Source organism: Microbacterium algeriense, assembly GCF_008868005.1.
Taxonomy (GTDB): domain Bacteria; phylum Actinomycetota; class Actinomycetes; order Actinomycetales; family Microbacteriaceae; genus Microbacterium; species Microbacterium algeriense.
Genome location: NZ_WAAO01000003.1, coordinates 497,881 through 521,301, shown reverse-complemented (window position 1 = coordinate 521,301; position 23,421 = coordinate 497,881). Strand labels below are relative to the sequence as shown.

At 69.7% G+C, this 23,421-nt stretch carries 19 protein-coding genes; 10 read left to right on the top strand and 9 right to left on the bottom strand.

Annotated features, from left to right (window positions below):
• The first annotated feature begins 2 nt into the window (after positions 1-2).
• Both F6A08_RS16175 and F6A08_RS16170 read left to right on the top strand, forming a co-directional pair.
• Positions 3-1,058, top strand: a complete 1,056-nt coding sequence (locus tag F6A08_RS16175; RefSeq protein WP_151460022.1) for a LacI family DNA-binding transcriptional regulator — start codon at positions 3-5, stop codon at positions 1,056-1,058.
• A 41-nt stretch (positions 1,059-1,099) separates the two neighbouring features.
• Entirely contained in the window at positions 1,100-2,281 is a 1,182-nt protein-coding gene (locus F6A08_RS16170) for a Gfo/Idh/MocA family protein (RefSeq protein WP_192576799.1), read from the top strand.
• 47 nt (positions 2,282-2,328) lie between these two features.
• On the opposite strand, the gene F6A08_RS16165 is transcribed toward F6A08_RS16170, so the two are convergent.
• Positions 2,329-2,580 (bottom strand): hypothetical protein, encoded by a 252-nt coding sequence (locus F6A08_RS16165; protein WP_151460021.1) that lies wholly within the window; start codon positions 2,578-2,580, stop codon positions 2,329-2,331.
• A gap of 155 nt (positions 2,581-2,735) precedes the next feature.
• Here F6A08_RS16165 and F6A08_RS16160 point away from each other — a divergent pair, with 155 nt between their 5' ends.
• Together F6A08_RS16160 and F6A08_RS16155 are read left to right on the top strand one after the other, a co-directional pair.
• Positions 2,736-3,323 (top strand): TetR/AcrR family transcriptional regulator, encoded by a 588-nt coding sequence (locus F6A08_RS16160; protein WP_124894745.1) that lies wholly within the window; start codon positions 2,736-2,738, stop codon positions 3,321-3,323.
• A 16-nt stretch (positions 3,324-3,339) separates the two neighbouring features.
• On the top strand, positions 3,340-6,540 hold the full coding sequence (locus F6A08_RS16155) for an efflux RND transporter permease subunit (protein ID WP_151460020.1): 3,201 nt from the start codon (positions 3,340-3,342) through the stop codon (positions 6,538-6,540).
• A gap of 131 nt (positions 6,541-6,671) precedes the next feature.
• Here the strand turns inward: F6A08_RS16155 and F6A08_RS16150 are convergent, their stop codons facing one another.
• On the bottom strand, positions 6,672-7,568 hold the full coding sequence (locus tag F6A08_RS16150; RefSeq protein ID WP_151460019.1) for an aldose 1-epimerase family protein: 897 nt from the start codon (positions 7,566-7,568) through the stop codon (positions 6,672-6,674).
• Between the two features lie 284 nt (positions 7,569-7,852).
• On the opposite strand from F6A08_RS16150, the gene F6A08_RS16145 reads away from it, so the two are divergent.
• Positions 7,853-10,084: a DEAD/DEAH box helicase gene (locus F6A08_RS16145; protein ID WP_124894747.1), complete on the top strand. Its 2,232-nt coding sequence runs from the start codon at positions 7,853-7,855 to the stop codon at positions 10,082-10,084.
• Between the two features lie 169 nt (positions 10,085-10,253).
• Here the strand turns inward: F6A08_RS16145 and F6A08_RS16140 are convergent, their stop codons facing one another.
• Positions 10,254-10,793, bottom strand: a complete 540-nt coding sequence (locus F6A08_RS16140; RefSeq protein ID WP_151460018.1) for a YaeQ family protein — start codon at positions 10,791-10,793, stop codon at positions 10,254-10,256.
• Positions 10,794-10,835: 42 nt separating this feature from the next.
• On the bottom strand, positions 10,836-11,927 hold the full coding sequence (locus F6A08_RS16135) for an Rv2578c family radical SAM protein (RefSeq protein ID WP_151460017.1): 1,092 nt from the start codon (positions 11,925-11,927) through the stop codon (positions 10,836-10,838).
• A gap of 74 nt (positions 11,928-12,001) precedes the next feature.
• Here F6A08_RS16135 and F6A08_RS16130 point away from each other — a divergent pair, with 74 nt between their 5' ends.
• From F6A08_RS16130 to F6A08_RS16115, 4 genes are all read left to right on the top strand, one after another.
• Complete coding sequence (locus F6A08_RS16130; protein WP_151460016.1) at positions 12,002-12,931, top strand: M15 family metallopeptidase; 930 nt, start codon at positions 12,002-12,004, stop codon at positions 12,929-12,931.
• A 151-nt stretch (positions 12,932-13,082) separates the two neighbouring features.
• Positions 13,083-14,246: an acyl-CoA dehydrogenase family protein gene (locus F6A08_RS16125; RefSeq protein WP_017204320.1), complete on the top strand. Its 1,164-nt coding sequence runs from the start codon at positions 13,083-13,085 to the stop codon at positions 14,244-14,246.
• A 105-nt stretch (positions 14,247-14,351) separates the two neighbouring features.
• Complete coding sequence (locus tag F6A08_RS16120) at positions 14,352-14,573, top strand: ribbon-helix-helix domain-containing protein (RefSeq protein WP_017204321.1); 222 nt, start codon at positions 14,352-14,354, stop codon at positions 14,571-14,573.
• Complete coding sequence (locus F6A08_RS16115; protein ID WP_017204322.1) at positions 14,570-14,941, top strand: type II toxin-antitoxin system PemK/MazF family toxin; 372 nt, start codon at positions 14,570-14,572, stop codon at positions 14,939-14,941. Before F6A08_RS16120 ends, F6A08_RS16115 begins: the two co-directional genes overlap by 4 nt.
• A gap of 223 nt (positions 14,942-15,164) precedes the next feature.
• Here F6A08_RS16115 and F6A08_RS16110 read toward each other — a convergent pair whose 3' ends face one another.
• The 5 genes from F6A08_RS16110 to F6A08_RS16090 all read right to left on the bottom strand — a co-directional run bounded on the left by F6A08_RS16110 (position 15,165) and on the right by F6A08_RS16090 (position 19,773).
• On the bottom strand, positions 15,165-15,752 hold the full coding sequence (locus F6A08_RS16110) for an ECF transporter S component (RefSeq protein WP_151460015.1): 588 nt from the start codon (positions 15,750-15,752) through the stop codon (positions 15,165-15,167).
• On the bottom strand, positions 15,749-16,624 hold the full coding sequence (locus F6A08_RS16105) for a siderophore-interacting protein (RefSeq protein WP_151460014.1): 876 nt from the start codon (positions 16,622-16,624) through the stop codon (positions 15,749-15,751). Before F6A08_RS16105 ends, F6A08_RS16110 begins: the two co-directional genes overlap by 4 nt.
• A 10-nt stretch (positions 16,625-16,634) precedes the next feature.
• Positions 16,635-17,420, bottom strand: a complete 786-nt coding sequence (locus F6A08_RS16100) for an energy-coupling factor transporter transmembrane component T (RefSeq protein WP_151460143.1) — start codon at positions 17,418-17,420, stop codon at positions 16,635-16,637.
• 50 nt (positions 17,421-17,470) lie between these two features.
• Positions 17,471-19,156, bottom strand: a complete 1,686-nt coding sequence (locus F6A08_RS16095) for an ABC transporter ATP-binding protein (protein WP_151460013.1) — start codon at positions 19,154-19,156, stop codon at positions 17,471-17,473.
• 71 nt (positions 19,157-19,227) lie between these two features.
• Positions 19,228-19,773, bottom strand: coding sequence for an ECF transporter S component (locus tag F6A08_RS16090; protein ID WP_026049973.1), 546 nt, complete (start codon positions 19,771-19,773; stop codon positions 19,228-19,230).
• Positions 19,774-19,940: 167 nt separating this feature from the next.
• On the opposite strand from F6A08_RS16090, the gene F6A08_RS16085 reads away from it, so the two are divergent.
• Positions 19,941-23,159 (top strand): S8 family serine peptidase, encoded by a 3,219-nt coding sequence (locus F6A08_RS16085; protein WP_151460012.1) that lies wholly within the window; start codon positions 19,941-19,943, stop codon positions 23,157-23,159.
• The last annotated feature ends 262 nt before the right edge of the window (positions 23,160-23,421 follow it).

The window sequence follows — 23,421 nt, the reverse complement described above, 5'->3', positions numbered from 1 at the left end:
ACATGGCCAAGAGCGAGCATCAGGTGCCGCGTCGTCCGACCCTGAGGATGGTCGCCGAGCGGGCGGGAGTGTCGACGGCGACGGTGTCCTACGTGTTCTCCGGTCGCTCAGGGGCGAACGGGGCCGGCGTCGCCGAAGCCACGGCGGCGCGGGTGATGGCTGCCGCCGAGGAGCTGAACTACCGACCGAACAGCGCGGCGCGGGCGATCCGCACCGGTCGCAGCGGCATGGTGCAGTTGTCGCTGCACATGCTGAGCGACCCCTGGTCCCTGGCCGTGGCCGATGCCGTGAACGCCGAGGCGAACAGGCACGGGCTCACCACGCTGATCCTCGCGGACGGCGACTGGCACGCGGCCCTCGACCGGGTCGAGAGCGACGTGGCCTACCTCGACGGTGTCGGGCTCGACGACGCGGCGCGGAAGGACCTCGCCGACCTCGTACGCCGCGGACAGCGCCTGGTGGTGTTCTCCGAGCATCTGGAACCGGACGGCTTCGACGTCATCCGCTCCGACGCGATCCCCGGTTGCGAGATCGCGATGGATCATCTGCTGGAGCGGCACACCGCGATCGGATGCATCGCCGCGGAGGGGGCCGTGCGCCTCGCCGAGGAGCAGGTGACCCGCTACACGCCGTATGTCGAGAAGCTCGCTGCCGCCGGCATCGTGCCTGACCCTGCGTGGACGGTGACCTACGCGGACACCCAGGCGAGCGCCTTCACCGCCGCGGTCGAACTGCTGTCGGGTGAGAACCGTCCGCACGCCGTGTACGCCACGACCGACTTTGCCGCGATCGCCACCATCAACGCCGCGCACATGCTCGGCCTCCGCGTGCCGCACGACGTCGCGGTGGTGGGCGTCGGCAACACCCCGGACGCCCGCCTGATCGCGCCCACCCTCACGACCGTCGGCCCGACCGACTTCTACGAGCGGCAGGCGCGCATCATCGTCGACCGCGCCCTCGAGACCGACCCGACATCCGGGCGTCTGCATGAGTTCGCATGGACGCTCTTCCCCGGCGGATCCACCGACCTCGACGCCCCCGCACCGCGGGCCCGTTGACCTCGGTATCCCGCACAGACTCATCACACAGAAGGACCATCGTGGATCTCCAGATCGGCATCATCGGCTTCGGCGCGCGCTCGACCCTCCAGGAGGAGGTGCATCGGCCAGGGCACGGCTCGCGCATCACCGCCGTGTGCGACCTCGCCCTGCGCGCTCGTGAGGACGCCCGTCTCCTCGTGCCGGACGCGCTCATCACCGACTCGCTCGACGAACTGCTCTCCTCGGGCGTCGACGCCGTGATGGTGCTCACCCCCGACGACACGCACGCCGCGCTCAGCATCCGCGCCCTCGAAGCCGGGGTGCCGGTGTTCTGCGAGAAGCCCCTCGCGATCGACCTCGCCGACGCCGACCGGATGCTCGAGACCGCACGCCGCACCGGCACCGGACTCTACATCGGACACAACATGCGTCACATGCCGGTGATCACGCTGATGCGAGGGCTGATCCAGAGCGGACGCATCGGACAGGTCAAGGCCGTGTGGGTGCGGCACTTCGTCGGGCACGGCGGCGACTTCTACTTCAAGGACTGGCACGCCGATCGCCGCCGCACGACGGGACTGCTGCTGCAGAAGGGCGCCCACGACATCGACATCATCCACTGGCTCGCCGGCGCCTACAGCGAGCGGGTCTCCGCGATGGGCGCGCTGAGCGTCTACGGCGAGATCACCGACCGCCGTGACCGCACGGGCGAGCGGATGCCGGACTGGTTCAGCATGGACAACTGGCCGCCGACCGCGCTGACGGGCCTGCACCCCGTCGTGGACGTCGAGGACATCTCGATGGTGAACATGCAGTTGGAGGGCGGCATCTTCGCGTCGTACCAGCAGTGCCACTTCACGCCCGACTACTGGCGCAACTACACGGTGATCGGCACCGAGGGCCGCATCGAGAACTTCGGCGACGTGGCCGGCAGCGAGGTCAAGCTGTGGAATCGGCGGCATGCCGGGGCAGCGGCGGCCGACGAGACCTTCATCGTCCCCGAGGTGCCAGACGCCGGGCACGACGGTGCGGATGCGCTGCTCGTCGCGGAGTTCCTGCGGTTCGTCCGGCACGGCGGGCTCACCGAGACCTCGCCCGTCGCCGCGCGCGAGGCCGTGGCGGCGGGGATCCTCGCGACCGCGTCGCTGCGGGGTGACGGCTCCGCGATCGAGATTCCGCCGCTGGACCCCGAGCTCGTCGCCTACTTCGAGCGCGGGCAGGTCGACGCCGTGCGGGCGTGACGGGGTGAGCGAAGCCGCTGTCGCCGGATCGGATATCCCTGCGGCGTTCAGCGTGGATCAGGCCTGCGGCGGGCTTCGAGCGCGAGAGCGAGGTTTCGGAAGAACAGGGAGAGGGTCACGATCAGCGCTGCCGTGAGCAGCGCAAACGCGATCCAGAGAACCACGCCAGACCCCGGCGCGCCTCGTCCCTGATCCGATTCGATCACCGCATCACCGAACGCGGATTGTACGAACAGGATGCCCGCGAACAGCAGCGCGGATGCCGCTCCCCAGATCGTGGCTCTGAGTGATCTGCTCAACATGATCCTCCCTGGCTCCGCATCACGGTCGCACGGTTTCGCGTATCCCCCGCCTTCCCGGGCTGCTTCATCGCGGAATTCCGGAATGGGCTCTCAGCGTCCTCACATCGGAGCGAATGTACAAACGTACATGTACGGATGTCCAAGGGGGCGGGATGAAGCACGGGGAGCGGCGTCGTCGCGACCCTGAAGCGCGCCGTCGGGAGATCGTCACCGCCGCGGCAGAACTCATCGTCGAGGTGGGCGCCGACGCCGTGACGCACCGTATGGTCGCCGCCCGCGCCGCCGTGCCCCTCGGGGCGACGACCCAGTACTTCGCCACGCTCGACGACCTCAGGGCGGCGGCGTTCCGGGCACTCGCGGAAGAGGTGGACGCGCGTCTCGACGGCGTCCGGCAGACGATCGCCGAGCGGGGCGACAGTCCCGACGTGATCGCTGCGCTCGTCTTCGAGAGCATGGATGACCACCGCGCCGTCCAGGCCGACCGCGCCGTGGTCACGGCAGCCGTGCACGACCCTCGGCTCCGCGAGCTCGCGAGGCACCTGTCGGATCGGCTCGTCGAACTGCTCGAGCCGACCTATGGCGAAGACCGGGCCCGAGCGGCGATGATCTTCATCGACGGTGTCATGTGGAGCATGCAGGTCCGCGACGCCCGGCTCGAACAGTCCTTCATCGAGACCGCACTGGCGCGGATCCTCGGAGATCCCCTCTCCACCCCCTCCGCAGCGACAGCCACACCCTGACACCGAGGAAGCCGCCTTGTCGAAACTCGCCATCCTGAGCCTGAAGAACCGCGCTCTCATCGCCCTCATCACGATCGTCGCGGCCGTGTTCGGCGGGCTCGCGCTCACCAACCTCAAGCAGGAGCTCATCCCCTCGCTCGAGCTTCCGGCGCTCGTGGTCATGACCACGTACCCGGGAGCCTCGCCCGAGGTGGTTGAGAACGACATCTCCACGCCGATCGAAGCCGCGATCCAGGGCGTGCCCGACCTCGAGTCGACGACCGCGACCAGCACGACCAACGCGTCGATCGTGCAGGCCATGTTCTCCTACGGCACGAATCTCGCCACCGCCGAGCAGAAGATCCAGCAGGCGATCAACCGGATCTCCTCGACCCTGCCGGAAGACGTGAGCCCGCAGGTGCTGTCGGTGTCGATCGACGACTTCCCCGTGATCCAGGTCGCGGTGACCGGATTCGAGGACGCGGACAACGCGCAGGCGCAGCTCGAGAACGTCGCGATCCCCGAGCTCGAAGACGTCGACGGGGTGAACGCGGCCGAGATCGTCGGCGGCGTCGGCCAGCGCGTCACCATCACTCCGGACATGGCGAAGCTCGCGGCATCCGGCCAGAGCACGCAGGCGATCAGCTCCGCGCTCGAGCAGAACGGGACCCTGTTCCCCGGCGGTGACATCACCCAGGACGGACAGACGCTCACGGTGCAGACCGGCGCGAAGATCACCTCGGTGGAGGAGATCGCGGCGCTCCCGCTCGTCGGTTCGGCGCTCACCATCGGAGACGTCGCGACCGTCGTGCAGGAGTCCGACCCGGTGACCTCGATCTCGCGCGTCGACGGCAAGGACGCGCTGTCGATCTCGATCACCAAGCTCCCCGCCGCCAACACGGTCGAGGTCTCCAACGGCGTGATCGCGGCGCTCGACGAGATCGGGGACGCCTTCCCCGACGCCGAGTTCACGGTCATCTTCGACCAGGCGCCGTTCATCGTGCAGTCGATCGAGACCCTCGCGACCGAGGGTCTGCTCGGCCTGGTCTTCGCCGTGCTGGTCATCCTCGTCTTCCTGATGTCGATCCGGTCGACCCTCGTCACCGCCATCTCGATCCCGACCAGCGTGCTCATCACGTTCATCGGGCTGCAGGCGTTCGGATACTCGCTCAACGTGCTGACGCTCGGCGCCCTCACGATCGCGATCGGGCGCGTGGTCGACGACTCGATCGTGGTGATCGAGAACATCAAGCGCCACTACGTCGGCGATGCGGACAAGGGCGACGCCATCCGGCTCGCCGTGCGCGAGGTCGCGATGGCCATCACCGCGTCGACCATCACGACCGTCGCCGTGTTCCTGCCGATCGTGTTCGTCGGCGACATGGTCGGCGAACTGTTCCGTCCGTTCGCCATGACCGTCACCATCGCCATGGTCGCGTCGCTCCTGGTGGCGCTGACGATCGTCCCTGTGCTCGCCTACTGGTTCCTCAAGCCGGGCAAGCCCCTGCTCGACGAGCACGGCAATGCGATCGACCCCGAGCACCCGGACGCACCGCCCACGCAGCTGCAGCGCGTCTACCGGCCGATCCTGGGCTGGACGCTCAAGCACTCCGGCATCACGGTGATCCTCGCGGTCGTGGTGCTCGGCGCCACGCTCGCCGCCGCCCCGCTGATGAAGATCAACTTCCTCAGCGACTCGGGCCAGAACACCATGACCGTGACGCAGGATCTCGGCCCGACCGCGAGCCTGCAGGCGAAGTCCGACGCCGCGGTGTCCGTCGAGGATGCGCTTCTCGACATCGACGGCATCGAGCACGTGCAGGCGTCGATCGGATCCAGCGGATCCGCCCTGCGCGACGCGTTCTCCGGCGGTGCCGGCATCACCTACTCGGTGCTCACCGACGGCGACGCCGACCAGGAGAAGCTGCGCGCCGAGGTGCAGGACGCGATCGACGGACTCGGCGACGAGGTCGGCGAGGTCAGCGTCGCGGCCTCCGCGGGCTTCGGCTCGAGCGATATCGAGATCACGGTGTCGGCCTCGACCGGCGACGACCTGACGACCGCGACCTCCGCGGTCGTGGACGAGCTCGACGGACGCGACGGCATCGGTCAGGTCACCGACAACCTCGCCGCCGCCCTGCCCTACATCGCGGTGGTCGTCGATCGCGAGGCGGCTGCCCAGGTCGGCCTCTCCGAGGTCGCCGTCGGCTCCATCGTGTCCAACACGATGCGCCCGCAGCAGGCCGGATCGGTCGAGATCGACGACACGGCGCTCACCGTGTACATCGTCAACCCCGAGCCGCCGACCACGATCGAGGCGCTGCAGCAGCTCGCCATCCCGACCGCTGCCGGCATCGTGCAGCTGCAGGACATCGCGACCGTCGAGCAGCGCAACGGACCCACGTCCATCACGACGGAGCAGGGTCGCCGGACCGCGACGATCACCGTGCCGCCGGCATCCGACAACCTCGCCACCGCGACCCAGTCCGTGACCGAGGCGCTCGCCGCGGCGGAGCTTCCGGACGGTGCATCCGCAGAGGTCGGCGGCGTCGCCTCGCAGCAGGCCGATTCGTTCTCGCAGCTCGGACTCGCGATGCTCGCGGCCATCCTGATCGTCTACGTGGTGATGGTCGCGACGTTCAAGTCGCTGCGTCAGCCGCTGCTGCTGCTCGTGTCGGTGCCGTTCGCGGCGACCGGTGCGATCCTGCTGCAGATCGTCACGGGCGTTCCCCTGGGCGTCGCTTCGCTGATCGGTGTGCTGATGCTCATCGGCATCGTGGTCACCAACGCGATCGTGCTGGTCGACCTCGTCAACCAGTACCGCGAGAAGGGGCTGTCGACCGTCGAGGCGGTGAAGGCCGGTGGGGAGAAGCGTCTGCGGCCGATCCTCATGACCGCGCTGGCGACGATCTTCGCGCTGACGCCGATGGCGCTCGGCATCACCGGCCACGGCGGATTCATCTCGCAGCCGCTCGCGATCGTCGTGATCGGCGGCCTGATCTCCTCCACGGTGCTGACGCTGATCGTGCTGCCCACCCTCTACAACCTCGTCGAGGGGGCGAAGGAGCGACGGGCCGCACGCCGCACCGGAGGCTCCGGGGACGCGGGCACGCCGAGCCCGGATGCTCCGGTGGGTCCCGCAGCGCCCGGGGCGAGCGACGCCGTCCTGATCGACGCGTCCGGTCTGCCCCACGCCCCGCAGATCACGCGACGCGAGCTCCGCGAGCGCGGCGAGTAGCCCGCGCGCCGGAGGGCCCTGCGTGGGGCCTCCGGCGCCGAGTGCACGGCTTCGCGCCGAGTGCACGGGTTCCGCACGCACCGATCCCGTGCACTCGGCGTCGAGCCGTGCACTCGCCGAGTGGGGCGGCGTCAGCTCAGGGCGATGCCCCAGTGGAGCGTCCAGGTCTCGTCGGGAGCGAGGCGACGGATGCCGAGACCGCTGTTGAACGCATCGGCGGGAGCCGTCATCGGCTCGATCGCGACAGCGAGCGGAGTGCCGGGATAGTTCGTCGCCGTGTACACCTGCACGTAGTCGAAACCTTCGCCCTGCCACAGCGTCACGCGGCGGCCGTCGGGGGCGGTGAGGGAGTGGCGCACGCGTCCGTCCGCGTCGCGCGCGAGGTCGGTGAAGCCGGTGTCCAGGAACACATCGCCGACGCGGACTCCGTCTCGCAGAGCCGCCTCAGCCGGGCGCGTGCCTGTGGGCAGCATGCGGTCGTCCGTCACGAAGGCCGTCTGTGCCGGAACGCGCAGCACCAGATCATGCGGATCCACGTCGCCGATCGTCACGAACGGATGGGTGCCGAGCGCGACGGGAGCCGGGGAATCGGACCGGTTCGTGAGCGTGTGCGTCACCTCGATGCCGTCGGGGGCCACCGTGTACACGACCTCCGTCTCGATCAGGTACGGGTACCCGGTCTGCGGCACGATCGTCGCGCGCAGGACGGCCTCGGACGCGGTCTGCGAGATCTCGTACGCCGTGAAGCGGAGAAGGCCGTGGCTGGCGTTGTTCAGCTTCGGCTCGGTGATGGCGAGGGCGCGCGCCGTGCCGTCGTCGTCCCACCGCCCGTCCCGCACCCGGTTCGGCCACGGAACCAGGACCACTCCGGAGCACGACGGCGTCGGACGATCGAGGGGATACGGCGAGATGAGGTCGACCCCGCCGATCTGCAGCGCACGGAGGGATGCCCCGACCTGCGCGATCTGCGCGGTCACGTCGCCGAGGCGAAGGTCGATCTGGGTGCCGGTGGGAGATGCGGAGTTCACTTCGACATCGTATGACCACACGCCCGGTCGGCACTCTCCCAGGCGCACCGGCTACACTTGTACGGTCGGCTTCGGACACCCGCGCGTTGGCGCGGACGTTTTCTGTGTATGAAGTGTGAGTCCAGGGGCCGATGGTGAGCGTCGCTCGACGCTAATCAACCATCACATGAATGGCCCCGGCCGCTGACAGTCCGGAACCCCGCTGGTCGACCATCGATCCTGCGCAGGGTGCTTGCGCGTGCGCGCGGCGCTGTTCTCGTGCGAGAACACAGAAAGACACCGCAATGCCGAAGAACAAGAAGCCCCGCGGCGGGCGTCCGTCCGCCAACTTCGAACCGCGCTACGGCGCGAAGAAGACCTCCTTCCACGAGCGCCACAACGGCGGTCCCGCACGCGACGAGCGCGGCGGACGCGCGGATGCCGGCGACCGCCGCTCCGCACCTGCGGCGGGCGGCTACGACCGTCGACCGGGCAGCCGCAGTGCCGGTCACCGCGGATACCGTCCCGAAGAGGCAGAGTCCGGCGCCCCCAAGCGTCGCTGGAGCGCCTCGGAGCGTGCCGGTCGCGACGAGGCCCGCGGCATCCGCAATCGGGCCGAGTCCGGCCGTCGGGACGCGCCGCACCGCCGCGACGAGCGCCCCCGTTTCGACGAGCGCGCGGAGCGTCCCCGGTTCGGCGACCGTGCCGGTTCCGGACGCTTCGACGACCGCGCACGCCGGGATGACCGCGCCGGGCAGCGCCCGACCGGCCCCGGGACCTACCGCGACGACCGTGGCGGCGACCGCCCCCGGTTCGATCGTGACGACCGTCCGCGTCGCGATGACCGCTCCGGCGGATCCCAGCGCCAGGGCTTCCGCGACAACGACCACCGCGATGGCGGGCGTCCTCGGTTCAACGACCGCGGCAACGACCGGCCGCGCTTCGACAGCGAGCGTGGCGGCGACCGCCCCCGGTACAACGACCGCGGGAACGACCGGCCGCGCTTCGACCGTGACGACCGTCCGCGCCGCGATGACCGCTCCGGCGACCGTGGCAGGACGAACGACCGCGCCGGCGAGCGCCCCGAGCGCTCCTACGACGCCGACCGTGCACGCCGTGCCTTCGACCGCGACCGCACCCAGCGTTCGTTCGAGGGTGGGCGCGAGCGTCCCTCGACCGGCGGCGCCTACCGCACCGAGCGTCCGCGCCGTGACGAGCGTCCGCGCCGTGACGAGCGTCCCACCCGCAACGACTGGAACGCCAAGCCCAAGGCCGCGTTCGAGCCGACGGACGACGTGGTGCACGAGCGCCTCGAGGCCAAGTCCGTGGCGGCCGTCGAGGTCGACGGTGTGACCTTCGGCGACCTCGGGCTCGGTTCCAACATCGTGGAGACCCTCGCGAACATGGGGGCGGCGACTCCGTTCCCCATCCAGGCGGCCAGCATCCCTGCCGTGCTCGGTGGACGCGACGTGCTCGCCCGCGGCCGCACCGGATCCGGCAAGACCATCGCCTTCGGCGCACCGCTCGTCGAGCGCGTGCTGCAGTCGCAGGCCGGCAAGCGTCGCGAGTTCGGACGGTCGCCGCGCGCGATCATCCTCGCTCCGACGCGCGAGCTCGCCCTGCAGATCGACCGCACCATCCAGCCGATCGCCCGCAGCGTCGGCCTGTTCACCACGCAGATCTACGGTGGCGTGCCGCAGGGCCGCCAGGTGGGTGCGCTGAAGAAGGGCGTCGACATCGTGATCGGTACCCCCGGCCGCGTCGAGGACCTCATCAACCAGGGCAAGCTCGACCTCTCGGACTGCCGCATCGCGGTGCTCGACGAGGCCGACCACATGTGCGAGCTCGGCTTCGTCGAGCCGGTGCAGCGCATCCTGCGTCACACGGCGGAGGGCAGCCAGAAGCTGCTCTTCTCGGCGACGCTGGACCGCGAGGTCGCGGCTCTCGTCGACGAGTTCCTCGTCGACCCGGCCGTGTACGAAGTTGCCGGTGAAGACCAGGAGTCCAGCACGATCGAGCACCGCGTGCTCGTGATCGAGCACCGCGACAAGGCCGACATCCTCACGTCGCTCGTCGACCGTGACGGCAAGACGCTCGTCTTCGCCCGCACCCGCGCCTACGCCGACATGCTCGCCGAGCAGTTCGACGACGCCGGCATCCCGGCCGTCTCGCTGCACGGAGACCTGAACCAGGCCAAGCGCACGCGCAACCTCGAGCGTCTGACCTCCGGTCGCGTGAACGTGCTCGTCGCCACCGATGTCGCCGCCCGCGGCATCCACGTCGACGACATCGACCTGGTCGTCCAGGCCGACGCCCCCGACGAGTACAAGACGTACCTGCACCGCTCGGGTCGCACCGGTCGCGCCGGTCGTTCGGGACGCGTCGTCACGCTGATCACGCGCCAGCGCCAGCGCCGCATGACCGAGCTGCTCGACCGCGCCGAGATCGACGCCCCGTTCGAGAACGCCCGTCTGGACGACGACGTGATCGAGGAGATCGCGGGTCGCGTGCCGACCGCCGCCACCCTGACCGCCTGACCCTCCTCTCCGAAGGCCCCGTCCCGCTCGCTCGCGGGGCGGGGCCTTCGTCGTGCGCGCGGCCAGCCGGCCGCGAGTGCACGGGATGCCGTCGAGCGCACGGGATGTGCGCGTGAAGAAGCCGTGCGCTCGGCGAGAACGCGTGCACTCGGCGATGGAACGGGGGGCGTCAGGGGAGCTCGTGCACGTGCACCGCGGAGGTCAGACTCGTGCCGTTGAGGTCGAGGTACAGGACGCCCTCGGTCACAGTGAGGGTCATGGTGTTGCGGCGCTCGATCAGAGCGGCGGCGGTGTCGATGAAGCCGGGATCGAAACTGCGGACGCGGAGGTCCTCGCGGCGGTGGATGCGCTTATCCGTCCAGGGGGCCATCACCTTCGAAGGGTCGCGGTGGGTGTACACCACGGTCCGTTCCGCCAGACGGCTCCCGTGATGGAGCCGTTCGGCGTCCGGCGCTCCGATCTCCACCCAGACGGTGATCAGCCCGGTCATGTCCCGCACGAGGACGGCCGGCTCCTCGGTCGACGAGATGCTCCCACCGAACGCGATGCCCTCCGCGAACTCGAGACCGTAGGCGAGCACGCGCGTCAGCATGTAGGCGTCGGTCTCGGACGGATGGCGCGCCACGCGCAGCGAATAGTCCTCGTAGACGCCTCGATCCGTGTCGGCGAGCTGCACCTCGAACGTGTGGACTGTGGAACCGATGGCCATGGTCATCGAGCCTACGCGGCCGAGAGGACGGTGCCGGACGGGTCAGAACAGCATCGGCTGGGCGGGGGAGGCCGCGGCCCGCGCGCTCGGTGTGAAGATCACCGGGCCCGCCGTGGGAGCACTCGTCTGCACGTGCCCCTGCCCCGGCCGGAACCCGCGCCGGGGATAGTCGTCTTCGTGCCGGCCGTCGAGCCCGTGCATGCGGATGAGAGGACGCGCACGCTTGGCGAGCCACTGCCGATACCCCTTCGGCGCCTCGGCCGAAGCACCCGGGTACAGTCCGCGGTACGAGGAGACCAGGTCGGGGCGGTGCGCTCCGAGCCACTCGAAGAACCACGGCTTCACGCCAGGGCGCAGGTGCAGCGCCCCGTAGATCACCGAGCGCGCTCCGGCCTCCTTGATGCGGACCAGGGCACTGTCGATCGCGGCCAGCGAGTCGGTCATGTGCGGCATGATCGGCATGAGGAACACCGTCACGGGAAAGCCCGCGTCGGCCAGCGCACGCACCGTGTCGAGCCGAGCCTGCGTCGTCGGGGCTCCGGGTTCGATCGCCTTCTGCAGCTCGTCGTCGTACATCGCGATCGACATCTGCACATCCACCGGTACCCGCTGCGCGGCCTTCACCAGCAGCGGGATGTCGCGGCGGATGAGCGTGCCCTTGGTGAGGATCGACATCGGGGTGCCGGAGGCGGCGAGCGTCTCGATGATCCCCGGCATGAGCTTGTAGCGGCCCTCCGCCCGCTGGTACGGGTCGGTGTTCGTTCCGAGCGCCACGGTCTCATGAGCCCAGCTGCCCTTGCGCAGCTCACGCTCGAGCACCTCGACCACGTTGACCTTGACGACGATCTGCGAGTCGAAGTCCGCGCCGCCGTCGAGGTCGAGATACTCGTGGGTTCCGCGGGCGAAGCAGTAGACGCAGGCATGGGAGCAGCCGCGGTACGGGTTGATGGTCCACGCGAAGGGCATACGAGACGCGCCGGGCACGTGGTTCAGCGCCGACTTCGACAGCACCTCGTGGAACGTCATCCCCGCGAACTCGGGCGTGGTCACCGATCGCAGGACGCTCGACCGGTCTTCGAGGCCGGGGAGCGCCGCGGCATCCGTCTCTCCGACCTTCTGTCCCTGCCAGCGCATTCCTCCATTCGAACAGAAGATCGAAGAGACTGCAAGCCATGATGCGACATAGTTTCGAATGAAAGAATGAGGCAATGCCCACCCCGCCGCTTGCTCAGCACGCGGTTCCGCGCTCTCCGATCCGCGGCCCCGCGCTGCCCATCGGCGTGGCCGTGACCGCGATCGGGATGCTGCTGTCGCTCGTGACGGCGCCCCTCGAGCCGGCCGACGCGGGGGCGATGCCGGAGCCGGCCGCTGTCCTGCAGGTTCCTCCCGTCGACGTCGCGGCGACGACCGCCGCAGATCCCTGCTCCGACCCCGGCGTGCAGGACGCCATCGCACACGGCGACGACGCGGCCACCATCGCGGAATTCGGTGGTGGTGCCCGCTTCCGCGAGGCGGTCGTCGCCGGGAACGCGCCCTGCGTCTCGCTCACCGACCCCGCACGCGTCTGGGTGGTCGTGAACAAGAGCCTGCCGCTGGATCCGCCCGACTACGAGCCCGCGCCGCTGGATTCGGTGCCTCTGCAGATGACGACGCTCTCCGGTCGCGTGCGCGCGGACGTCGCGGGTGCAGTGGGGCGGATGGCGGAGGACGCGGCAGCCGCGGGTGCCGGACGTATCGGAGCGAACAACGGATACCGCTCATACGGGCTGCAGGTGACGACCTACGATGCGCACGTGCGGGCCCAGGGTCAGTCGACTGCGGATGCCGGATCAGCCCGTCCGGGGCACAGCGAGCATCAGACCGGGCTCGCGCTGGACGTGGTCGCCTGCGATTCGGCGTGCGGGGGTCTCGACGGATTCGGTGGCACTCCCCAGAGCGACTGGGTGGCGGCGCATGCATGGGAGTACGGGTTCATCGTCCGGTACGAACAGGTGGGGACACCCGTCACCGGCTATGCCCCGGAGCCGTGGCACCTTCGATACGTCGGAGTCGACCTCGCAGCGGCCTATCACGACGGTGGCTTCCACACGCTCGAGGAGTTCTTCGGGCTGCCTCCCGCCCCCGATTACGCGCACTGAGCACGGCCACCGGGGCGCGTTGCGGCTTTCCACAACGACGGTACCGAGTGTCACCACTCGTGAGATGCATTCTCACAATCTCCGGGGCTGCCCCGTGTTCGCGGCATAGAATTCCCGGAGCAACGATGCACGAGACGTTCAGGAGGACGGCATGGAACGCGACATCTACGACGAGGATCACGAGGCATTCCGGGACCTGGTCAAGGACTTCGTCAAGCGCCACGTGAACAACGAGGCGATCGAGAAGTGGAACGCCGACGGGGAGGTCGACCGGGCCACGATGCTCGCGGCCGGCGAGGCCGGGATCATCGGGCTGTCGGTTCCCGAGGAGTTCGGCGGAGCAGGCATGCTGCAGGACTACCGCTTCCGGGCGGTCGTGAACGAAGAGGTCATCGCCGCCGGTGCCGGGTCGCTCGCCGGTGCGTTCGGCATCCAGGACGACCTCGCGGTCCCCTACCTGGTGCACATGGGCACGCAGGAGCAGAAGGAGAAGTGGCTGCCGCGCATGGCCACCGGCGAGGTCATCGGCGCGCTCGCCATGACCGAGCCCGGTGCGGGCTCCGACCTCCGCGGCATCAAGACCACCGCGAAGAAGGTCGACGGCGGCTACGTCGTCAACGGCGCGAAGACGTTCATCTCGTCCGGTGCGACCGCCGACCTCGTGGTGACCTTCGTCAAGACCGGCGAGGGCAACCGTCCTGACGCGTTCAGCCTGGTGCTGATCGAGAACGGGATGGAGGGCTTCGATCACGGCAAGAAGCTGCACAAGATGGGCTTCCAGGGGCACGACACGGCCGAGCTCTCGTTCAGCGACGTGTTCGTCCCTGAGGAGAACCTGATCGGCGGCAAGGAGGGCATGGGCTTCATCCAGCTCATGATGAACCTGCCCCTCGAGCGCCTGTCGATCGGCGTCGCGGGTGCCGCTGCCGCGCAGGCCGCCCTCGACTGGACCGTCGCGTACACGAAGGACCGCGAGGCGTTCGGCGAGCGGATCATCGACTTCCAGAACAGCCGCTTCACGATCGCCGACATGGCGACCACGGTCGACGCGCTGTGGGCCTACATCGACCGCGCGCTGCTCGCGTACAAGGACGGCAAGCTCTCGGCCGAGGAGGCCGCGAAGGTCAAGTTCTGGGCCACCGAGCGCGAGTGGGAGGTGCTCGACGCCGGGGTGCAGCTGCACGGCGGCTACGGCTACATCACCGAGTACCCCATCGCCCGGGCCTTCCTCGACGCCCGCGTGCACCGCATCTACGGCGGCACGAACGAGATCATGCGCGAGATCGTCGGTCGCCAGATCGCGGGCAAGCGCTGACCCCACCCCACCCTCCCTCACCCCGCCCTGGAGGCGGGGGAGGGAGGCGCGGGGAAGGTGCCGATGCCGGTAGCACCATCGTCGTACCGGAGGTAGCATTTCGGCATGCCTACCGCGAAAGTCAGCCTGAGCCTCACGGAAGCCGACCTCGCCTTCCTCGACGCCGAGGCGCTGGAAGGGCGCTATCCGTCCCGCTCGGCGGCAGTGCACGACGCGGTGCGTCTCCTCCGAGAGAGTCGCCTGGCGGATGCCTATGCCGAGGCCTACGCCGAGGGCCACGACGACGAATGGGATACCGCGATCGGCGACGGGCTGGCGTCCGCGTGACTGACACGACGATCCCGCTGCTTCGGCGCGGACAGATCGTCCTCGTAGCCTTCGATCCCGCGGTGGGCTCCGAGGCGCGCAAGACCCGCCCGGCCGTCGTGGTGAGCAACAACACGGCGAACGCTGCGGCCCTGAGGTCGTCGGGGGCCACGGTCACCGTCGTGCCGGTCACGTCCCACGCCACGAAGGTCTACCCGTTCCAGGTGAAGCTCCCGGCTGAGACCACGGGGTTGCATCACGATTCCAAGGCGCAGGCGGAGCAGGTGAGGACGGTGGCGGTCGCGCGCATCGTGAAGCCGGTGGGCTGGGTCCCTGCCGAGCTGATGGGCGCGATCGACGAGGCCCTCCGCCTGCACCTCGCTCTCTGAACAGGCGGCCCTCCCGAGCGCCATCCCCGGCTCCGCCCCGTCCCGTCCGTTCTCCTCATGCTTACGCTCCTGGCCTGCTCCTGCACAACTTCGGAGATCTGTGGTCGACACACCGTGACGGCATCCTTCCGCCCGGCGTGTCGGTCTGGATCTCCGAAGTTGTGCGGGGGAAAGCGGATCTCCGAAGTTGTGCGGGGGAAAGCGGGCGTGGGGAGGCCGGGGGTCAGGGGCGGCCGACGCCGGCCTTGCGGAGACGGTCGGCGATCAGGATGCCCAGGGCGGTGGCGCCGACGCAGCTGGCCAGCGTGATCGCGAAGAACAACACCTGGATGCCCAGCGGGAAGGCTGCGAGGTCGAAAGAGGCCCAGGCGAGCAGCGGATAGACGATGCTGACGATCACGGCGCCCACGTAGTGCAGCCAGGTACCCCAGTACCGCCACAGCACGAACAGGAACGGCAGCTCGGTGAAGGCGGCCCACCACAGGTTGGTGGCGACACTGCCGAAGCCGTAGCCGGAGAACGGCACGATGACCAGACCGGCGAGCAGCCCGACCAGGAGTCCGACGAGAGGACGCCGCAGCAGGCGGAGGGCGATCACCGAGGGAAGCAGCCACAGGCCTGCGAGGCCGACGCTGACGAAGGGCAGCCCGGGGAACAGGATCGTGGAGAGCCAGTTCGCCGGTGCCAGCAGCAGTCCGCCGGCGACGCCCAGCGCCGCGCAGGTGAGCAGGATCGCGGTGGGGAACCGGAATCGCGCAGGCCGTGGCGACGCGGGTCGCGCGGTGCCGTGCGTCTCCTCCGAGCCGGTCATGCCAGGGGCTCCGCTGCGGCCTCGCGAGCCGCCTTCGACGCGGGGGAGGAGGCGCCGATCTTCCAGTAGCCGCAGAAGCTGACCGCGTTCCTGTCGACGCCGCGCTCTCCGACGAGGTGCTTGCGCGCCCCGGAGGCGAGCGCCTGCTCGCCGGCCGCGTAGGCGTGGAACGGTGCCTCGGGCAGTGCGGTGCGACCGAGAGCTTCGAGCGCGAGAGCGCCGGGGGCGGTGCCGTGGGGGCGGACGATCCTCACGACCTCGATTCCGGACGGATGCGGGAACGCCATTGCGTCCTCGTCGGCCGGGACCTCGATGATCGCGGTGCCGACCGCGTTCTCGGGCAGGGAGGCGCAGATCGCGGAGATCGCCGGAAGCGCGGTCTCGTCGCCGACGAGGACGACGCGATCCGTCCCCCGTTGCGGATTGAACGCGAGGCCCTCGTCGATGATGAGCACGTGCTCGCCCGGACGGCAGGTCTCCGCCCACCGCGACGCGGGCCCTGCCGTGCCGTCCGCGGCGGAGCCGTGCAGCACGAAGTCCACGTCGATCTCCGCGCCGGCGCCGTCCTTCGCCGGACGATACGCACGCACGGTGTAGTTGCGCATGACGGGACGCTCACCGTCGGGGATGCGCAGGAACTTCAGATAGCCGAACATCCTGTTCGCCTTCGCCGGGACGCGCTCGAGCCCCGCGTCGCCGCCGATCGGCAGGAACAGGCGGAACCACTGGTCGAAGCCCATCGGCTGGAACCGGTCGATCTCGCCCCCGCCGAGCGTGACGCGGAGCCAGTGCGCCGAAAGCCGCTCCGCGCGCAGGACGGTGAGGTGCAGGAGCTCGGACGATGCGGGTTTGACCATCTTGCTGAATGCCATGGGGCGCCTTTCAGGGAAGCTGCCAGGGGAAGAAGACGAGGAAGATGGCGGCGGAAGCGACCAGGGCCGCCGCCGTGAACACGACGTCCCGGGCGCGGAACGGCACCAGATGGCGCTCGGTCCGGGACGGGTGCGCTCCGAACGCGCGCGAGTCCATCGCGAGGGCCACCCGTTCCGCGTGGCGGATGGCGCCGGCGAGCAGCGGCACGATGTAGCCCCAGCCGCGAGCGATCCGGGCGAACGGGCCGCGGCCGCCGTGATAGCCGCGTACCCGGTGCGCGGCCCTGATGACGGAGAGCTCGTGCCCGAACCGCGGCACGAAGCGGAACGCCGCGAGGGCGGTGTAGCCGATCCGATACGGCACACGGAGCTGCTGCACGCTGGCCCGCACGAGGTCGGGTCCGCTGGTGGTGAGCCCGCCGATGAGGGCGAGGGCGACGATCGAGCCGAGGCGCAGCGCGGTGGCGAAGCCGATCAGCAGGGCTCCGCTGAACAGCGTCCAGTCTCCGATCCGCAGCACGGGCACGCTGTCGGCGACGCGCGCGGCATCCACCCACAGGGAGAAGCCGACGCCGATGGCGAGCATCCCGGCGGGAAGTCCGAGCAGCAGCAGCGCGAGCAGACGGCCGGTCAGCCGGGCGCCGAGCAGGATCAGAGCGTAGGCGAGCACGAGGAACGCGGCCGGGGTCGCGAGATCGCGGACGAACACGAGCAGGATCATCGCCGGCGCGAACCCCGCCACCTTCGCGAGCGGGTTCAGCGCGTACAGGAACTGCCTCGGGGACGAAGCCGCCATCCCGGCGTAGGGGTCGACGGAGCCGACGCCAGCGGTGCGACTGTCGGCGGTCACGACAGGCCCCCGACGTCGGCGGAGGCGAGCACGCGCTGGAGGGCAGGGAGACGCAGCCCCGCACCCGTGAACAGGCTCTCGTCTTGGAAGAGCACGGACGTGCGGCCGGCGGCACGTACTCGCCCGTCGGCCAGCACCACCGTGTGCGTGGTGTGCTCGGCGACGAGCTGCAGGTCATGCGTGACGATGACGATGGTCGTCCCCTCGGCGCGCAGACGGGCGAGCAGATCGAGGAGCTCGGAGGCGCGGGCTCTGTCCTGTCCGAAGCTGGGTTCGTCCAGTGCCAGCACCCGCGGCCGCGTGATCAGGGCCGTGCCGACCGAGAGGCGTCGCTTCTCCCCGCCGGACAGCAGGAAGGGGTGGACGGCGGCTTTGTGCTCCAGGCCGAACCGGGCGAGCATCTCGTCGACCCTGGCCGTGATCTCGTCGTCGGGCAGGTGTCGCAGGCGCAGCCCGTGCGCCAGCTCGTCGAACACGGTGTGCGCGATGAACTGGTGCTCGGGGTTCTGGAACACGAAGCCGATGTGCTCGGCCAGATCGCGCGGAGACGCCGAGCCCGGATCCATGCCGTCGATGCGGACCTGCCCCCGCGGCGGAGGGACGACACCGGCCAGCGCCTGGATCAGGGTGGTCTTGCCCGCGCCGTTGGCGCCGACGATCGCCGTCAGCGTGCCGGCTGCCAGGTCGAGGTCGATGTCGTGCAGGATCTCCGTGCGCCGACGCTTCACGGTCAGCCCGCGCGCCCGGATCAGAGGCTCTTCGGCTCGCGTCTCGGCCGCGTCGAATGCTTCGGCTCGGTGCGCCCGATCCGAAGCATCCGACGCCGGACGCGAGGGGAGCGCCGCAGCGAGGTCCTCCGGTGACAGCGGCAGCGGGTCGATCCGGTGTCCCTGGGCGCGCAGCCGGAGCGCGGCGAGGGTCGCGCCGGGCAGCCAGACCCCCATGGCGACCAGTTCGTCGGCGTGGTCGCGGATGACCTCCGCAGCAGGTCCGTCGAACGCGACGCGCCCCTCGCGGTCGAGGACGATCGTGCGCGTCACGAAGCCCATCGCCGCGTCGAGGTTGTGCTCGACGAGCAGGATCGCCCGGTCGCCGGCGGCGACGACCTCGGTCAGCGCCGCGTACACGTCGTCGATGCCCTGCGGGTCGAGGTTGGCCGTCGGCTCGTCGAGCACGATCAGCGGCGACCCCATCGCGAGGGCGCACGCGATCGCGAGTCGCTGCCGTCCTCCCCCGGAGAGGTGGTCGGGGTTCTCCCGACGGCGCTCCCACAGGCCCACTCGGCGCAGGGCCTCTTCTGTCCTGGTCCGGACGACCTCGAGCGGGAGGAGCAGATTCTCCGGGCCGAACGCCACTTCGTCGTAGACGGTTCCGGTCACGATCTGCGCGTCCGGGTCCTGGAAGACCATGGCGACGTGGGTGCTCAGCGTGGCCGTCTGCGCGGTCGCCGTGTCGATGCCGCCCGCGCGGACGCTTCCGGTCATGGTCGCCGGCAGCGCGTGCGGGATGAGCCCGTTGAGGGAGAGGGTGAGCGTGGATTTTCCCGATCCGGACGGGCCGAGCAGCAGCACCACCTCGCCGGGGTGGATGTCGAAGCTCACGTCCCGCGGCGAGGGACGCTCGGCTTCCGCGTGGGTGAGGGAGACCTCACGCACGCTGAGCAGGGGCGCGGATGGGCGCACGGCGGAGTCCCGGGGTCGGCGGATCGTTCGCCTCTAACTTAGCTGAGCCTAACCTGATCCGCCACGTGCGCTCAGCGGCGGGCGACGCCGGCTTTCCGCAGGGCCGAGCCGACGGCGAGTCCGACGGCGGTCCACGCGATCGGGCCGAGGACCGAGATCGCGAGGTAGAGGATCTGCGCCCACACCGGCATGACGGACAGGTGCGCGGCGAAGAACACGACGACCGCGACGATGACGCCGATGATCGCGGCCGAGACGAAGAAGCGCCAGGGTCCCCAGGAGCGATAGCGGGTGAGTGCCGCGACGCCCTCCTGGATCAGTCCGAACAGGAGAGCCGTGCCGATGAAGCGCAGCGCCCAGGCGGGGTTGAAGGCACTCGCGATCAGGGCCGCGAACACGTGCGTGATCAGGGCGACCAGCGGAAGACGCAGCACCTCCTGCGCGATGATGCCCGGCAGCACGTGAGAGCCGAGGACCAGGCCGTAGAGGAACAGCAGAGGGCTCGCGAGCAGGACCGGCGTGACCCATCCGGCGATGCCGCCGAGGATGCCCGTGGCGACGCCGAGGGCCGCGCAGACGAGCAGCACTCTGGTCGACAGGACGGGGGTACGGGCCACCGATCCAGTTTAGTGTCGACCAATCGGGTGCCCGGCCGTGCATAACCCTGGCCAATCGGCGAGGCCGAGGTGACCGATCGGCCAGATCTCGCGTCGATCGGCGGAGCCGGGCATATGTTGGCCGCTGTGCGGCAAGAGGGCTGCACAGTGATCATCGGGAGCACCACATGGGTCGAACACCCCTCCGGATGGCGGCAGCCACCACCCTGGCCACGCTGTTCATCGCATCGACGGCAACTGCGGGCTACGCGACGGAGGAGGTGACGCACCCTGTCCCCGTCGCGGGCACCCCCGGTCATTACATCGTCGTGATGAAGTCGGATCCTCTCGCCAGCTACGAGGGAGACGTCAAGGGGCTCAAGGCCACCAAGCCGGCCGAGGGCGAGCAGCTCGAGACGCAGTCGCAGGACTCGCAGCGGTACCTCAAGCACCTCGAGAACGAGCAGACCGACCTCGTCAGCGACATCGGCGTCACTCCCGACACGACGTACCAGGTCGTGCTCAACGGGTTCAGCGCCGACCTCACGGGGGAGCAGGTGGATGCGCTCCGAGCCTCGAAGGACGTGTTCGGCGTCTACCCCGATGAGATCCGCCACCCCGACGCGCAGACCTCGACCGACTTCCTCGGACTCGGAGACGACCGCAAGGGCAAGGGCGGCGTCTGGCAGCAGACAGGCGGCGTGGAGAAGGCCGGCGAAGGCGTCGTCGTGGGAGTGATCGACACCGGCATCGCGCCGGAGCACCCCTCGTTCGAGGGCAAGAAGATCAAGAAGCAGAAGAAGCAGCAGAGCCGCCACAAGGGAAACCAGCCCTACACCGACGGCACCTACGTGTACTTCGACAAGTCGGACGGCGGTCAGTTCCAGGCCGCGATGGTCGAGGGCCAGGACTGGGATCACAGCGACTACTCCTCGAAGCTCATCGGCGGACAGTACTTCTTCGCCGGAGCGGAGGCCGCGGGCTTCGACTTCCAGTACGACTACCTGTCTCCGCGTGACGGCGACGGACACGGCTCGCACACCGCGAGCACGGCCGCCGGCAACTTCAAGGTGAAGGCCGAGGTCGAGGGCGTCGACTTCGGCACGATCTCCGGCGTCGCACCCGGCGCCAAGATCGCCGCGTACAAGGCCTGCTACGTGGGCCCCGACGTCACCGTCACCGACGACGACATCTGCGCACTGAGCGACCTCGTCTCCGCGATCGACCAGGCGGTCGCCGACGGCGTCGACGTCATCAACTACTCGATCGGCGGCGGGGCGGCGAGCACCGTCCTGGCACCGGAGGACATCGCGTTCTTCAACGCCGCGGCCGCCGGCGTGTTCGTCGCGACCAGCGCGGGCAACGACGGTCCCGATCCGGTCACCGCAGACCACGCCTCGCCCTGGTACACGACGGTCGCCGCATCGACCATCCCGACCTGGGAGGGCACCGTGCAGTTCGACGGGTTCGAGCAGGCCGGCGCCTCGGTGAGCGTGCCGTTCGGCGAGAGCGTCACCGGCCCGTCGATCTACGCCGGGGACGCCGCAGGCGCGGGGGCAGCCGTCACGGATGCGCAGCTCTGCCTGCCTGGCACCCTCGATCCTGCCAAGGTCGCCGGACACATCGTGGTCTGCGATCGCGGTGGCAACGCCCGCGCCGAGAAGTCGCAGGTCGTGAAGGATGCCGGCGGTATCGGCATGGTCCTCGTGAACGTTCCCGGCGGTGCCGACTCGCTCGACAACGACTTCCACGCCGTGCCCACCGTGCACCTGAACGCCGTGCACCGCGCGGCCGTGCTCGCATACGTCCAGGGCGGTGTCGATCGCCCCATCACCCTCGTCGGCGAGAACACCACGGGTGTGACCACCCCGACGCCGCAGATCGCCGGGTTCTCGAGCCGCGGACCGATGCTGGCCGACGGCAGCGATGTGATGAAGCCGGATGTCGCGGCTCCCGGCGTCGCGATCCTCGCGGCGACCGAGAACGCTCCGGGTGAGGAGCCGACCTTCGGCATCCTGTCCGGCACGTCGATGGCCTCGCCCCATGTGGCGGGTCTGGGCGCGCTGTACCTCGGGGAGCACCCGAAGGCGACGCCGGCCGAGATCAAGTCGGCGCTGATGACGACCGCCTATGACACCGTGCTCGCGGACGGCTCGAAGAACACGGATCCGTTCGAGCAGGGTGCGGGGCAGGTCGACCCGAAGCGGTACCTGAACCCCGGTCTGCTGTACCTCAACGGCGTGAAGGACTGGGCCGCGTTCCTGGACGGGAAGGGGCTGTCGGACTTCCCCGGCATCGACCCGATCGACGGCAGCGATCTGAACCAGGCGTCGATCTCGATCGGCTCCCTGACCAGCGCGCAGACCGTCACCCGCACGGTCACCTCGACCGAGAAGGGGACGTTCACGGCGAAGGCCTCGGTCCCCGGCGTGAACGTCAAAGTCACGCCGCAGCAGCTGAAGTTCGACCGCGCCGGTCAGACGAAGACCTTCACGGTCACGTTCGACAACGCCAGCGCCCCGGTGGAGCAGTGGGCCACCGGCACGCTCACCTGGACGAGTGCGAAGAACTCGGTCCGTTCGCCGATCGCGCTGTTCCCGGTCACGGCCGACGCTCCGGCGGAGGTCAGCGGCAGCGGCGTCGACGGCAGCACCGAGGTCGACATCACTCCCGGCCTCACCGGCGACCTCGCGCTCGGACTCTCGGGCCTGACGCCGTTCCAGCTGCTCACCGATCCGGACAACCCGGTCGAGGGGCACTCCGGCGACGAGAACTCGGGCGACGCGAACAAGGACGTGGCCTGGATCGTGGACGTGCCGGAGGGGACGACGCTCTCCCGGTTCGATCTCGACTCGTCCGACGACAAGGGCAGCGACCTCGACCTCACCGTGTACCGGGTGGTGAGCCCGGACGACCTGCAGTACTACCAGCGCTGGCGTTCGGCGACCGGCTCGGCGGACGAGCAGGTCACCATCCCGGCCCCGACCCCGGGGACGTACCTCGTGGTGGCGAACATCTACTCGACGACGGGTCCGACGACGTGGGACATGACCTACGCCAACGTGCTTCCCGACGGCGAGGGTGACCTCACCGCCACGCCGAACCCGATCGCCGCTGTGCGCGGACAGCAGACCTCGTACGAGCTCAGCTGGACCGGGCTGACCGCCGGCGCCCGTTACCTCGGGCTCGTGCAGTACGGCGACTCCGACGTCCGCACCGTCCTCACGGTCGACACCCCCGCCGCCCCCGTGGCGCCGGAGACCGAGGCGCCGAAGACGCCGGCACCGGAGACCGAGGCGCCGGAGACCCCGGCACCGGAGACTCCGGCTCCGCAGACCCCGGCACCCGAGGCATCACCGACGGATGCGCCTCCGACGAGTGCGCCGGAGACGGCGAAGCCGGAGTAGATCCTCCACACACACGACGCCCCGCGGCCTCCCTTCCGCGGGGCGTCGTCTGCGTGGTGCTCGGAAACAGGCGATCTCGCGGAAACAGGCCGATTCGTGAGGCAGCCGCCTGATGTGGCGGGAAGGCCTGATGCGGCGGGGCGAACGGACATCCCCGGCATCCGTTCATCGCGCCATCCGCGCCGCTCGTCGCAGCAACCGCGGCGAGCGGTCATGTCGAGAGCGGGATCTTCCTAGCGTGGGGGAACGCAATGTCGCGTAT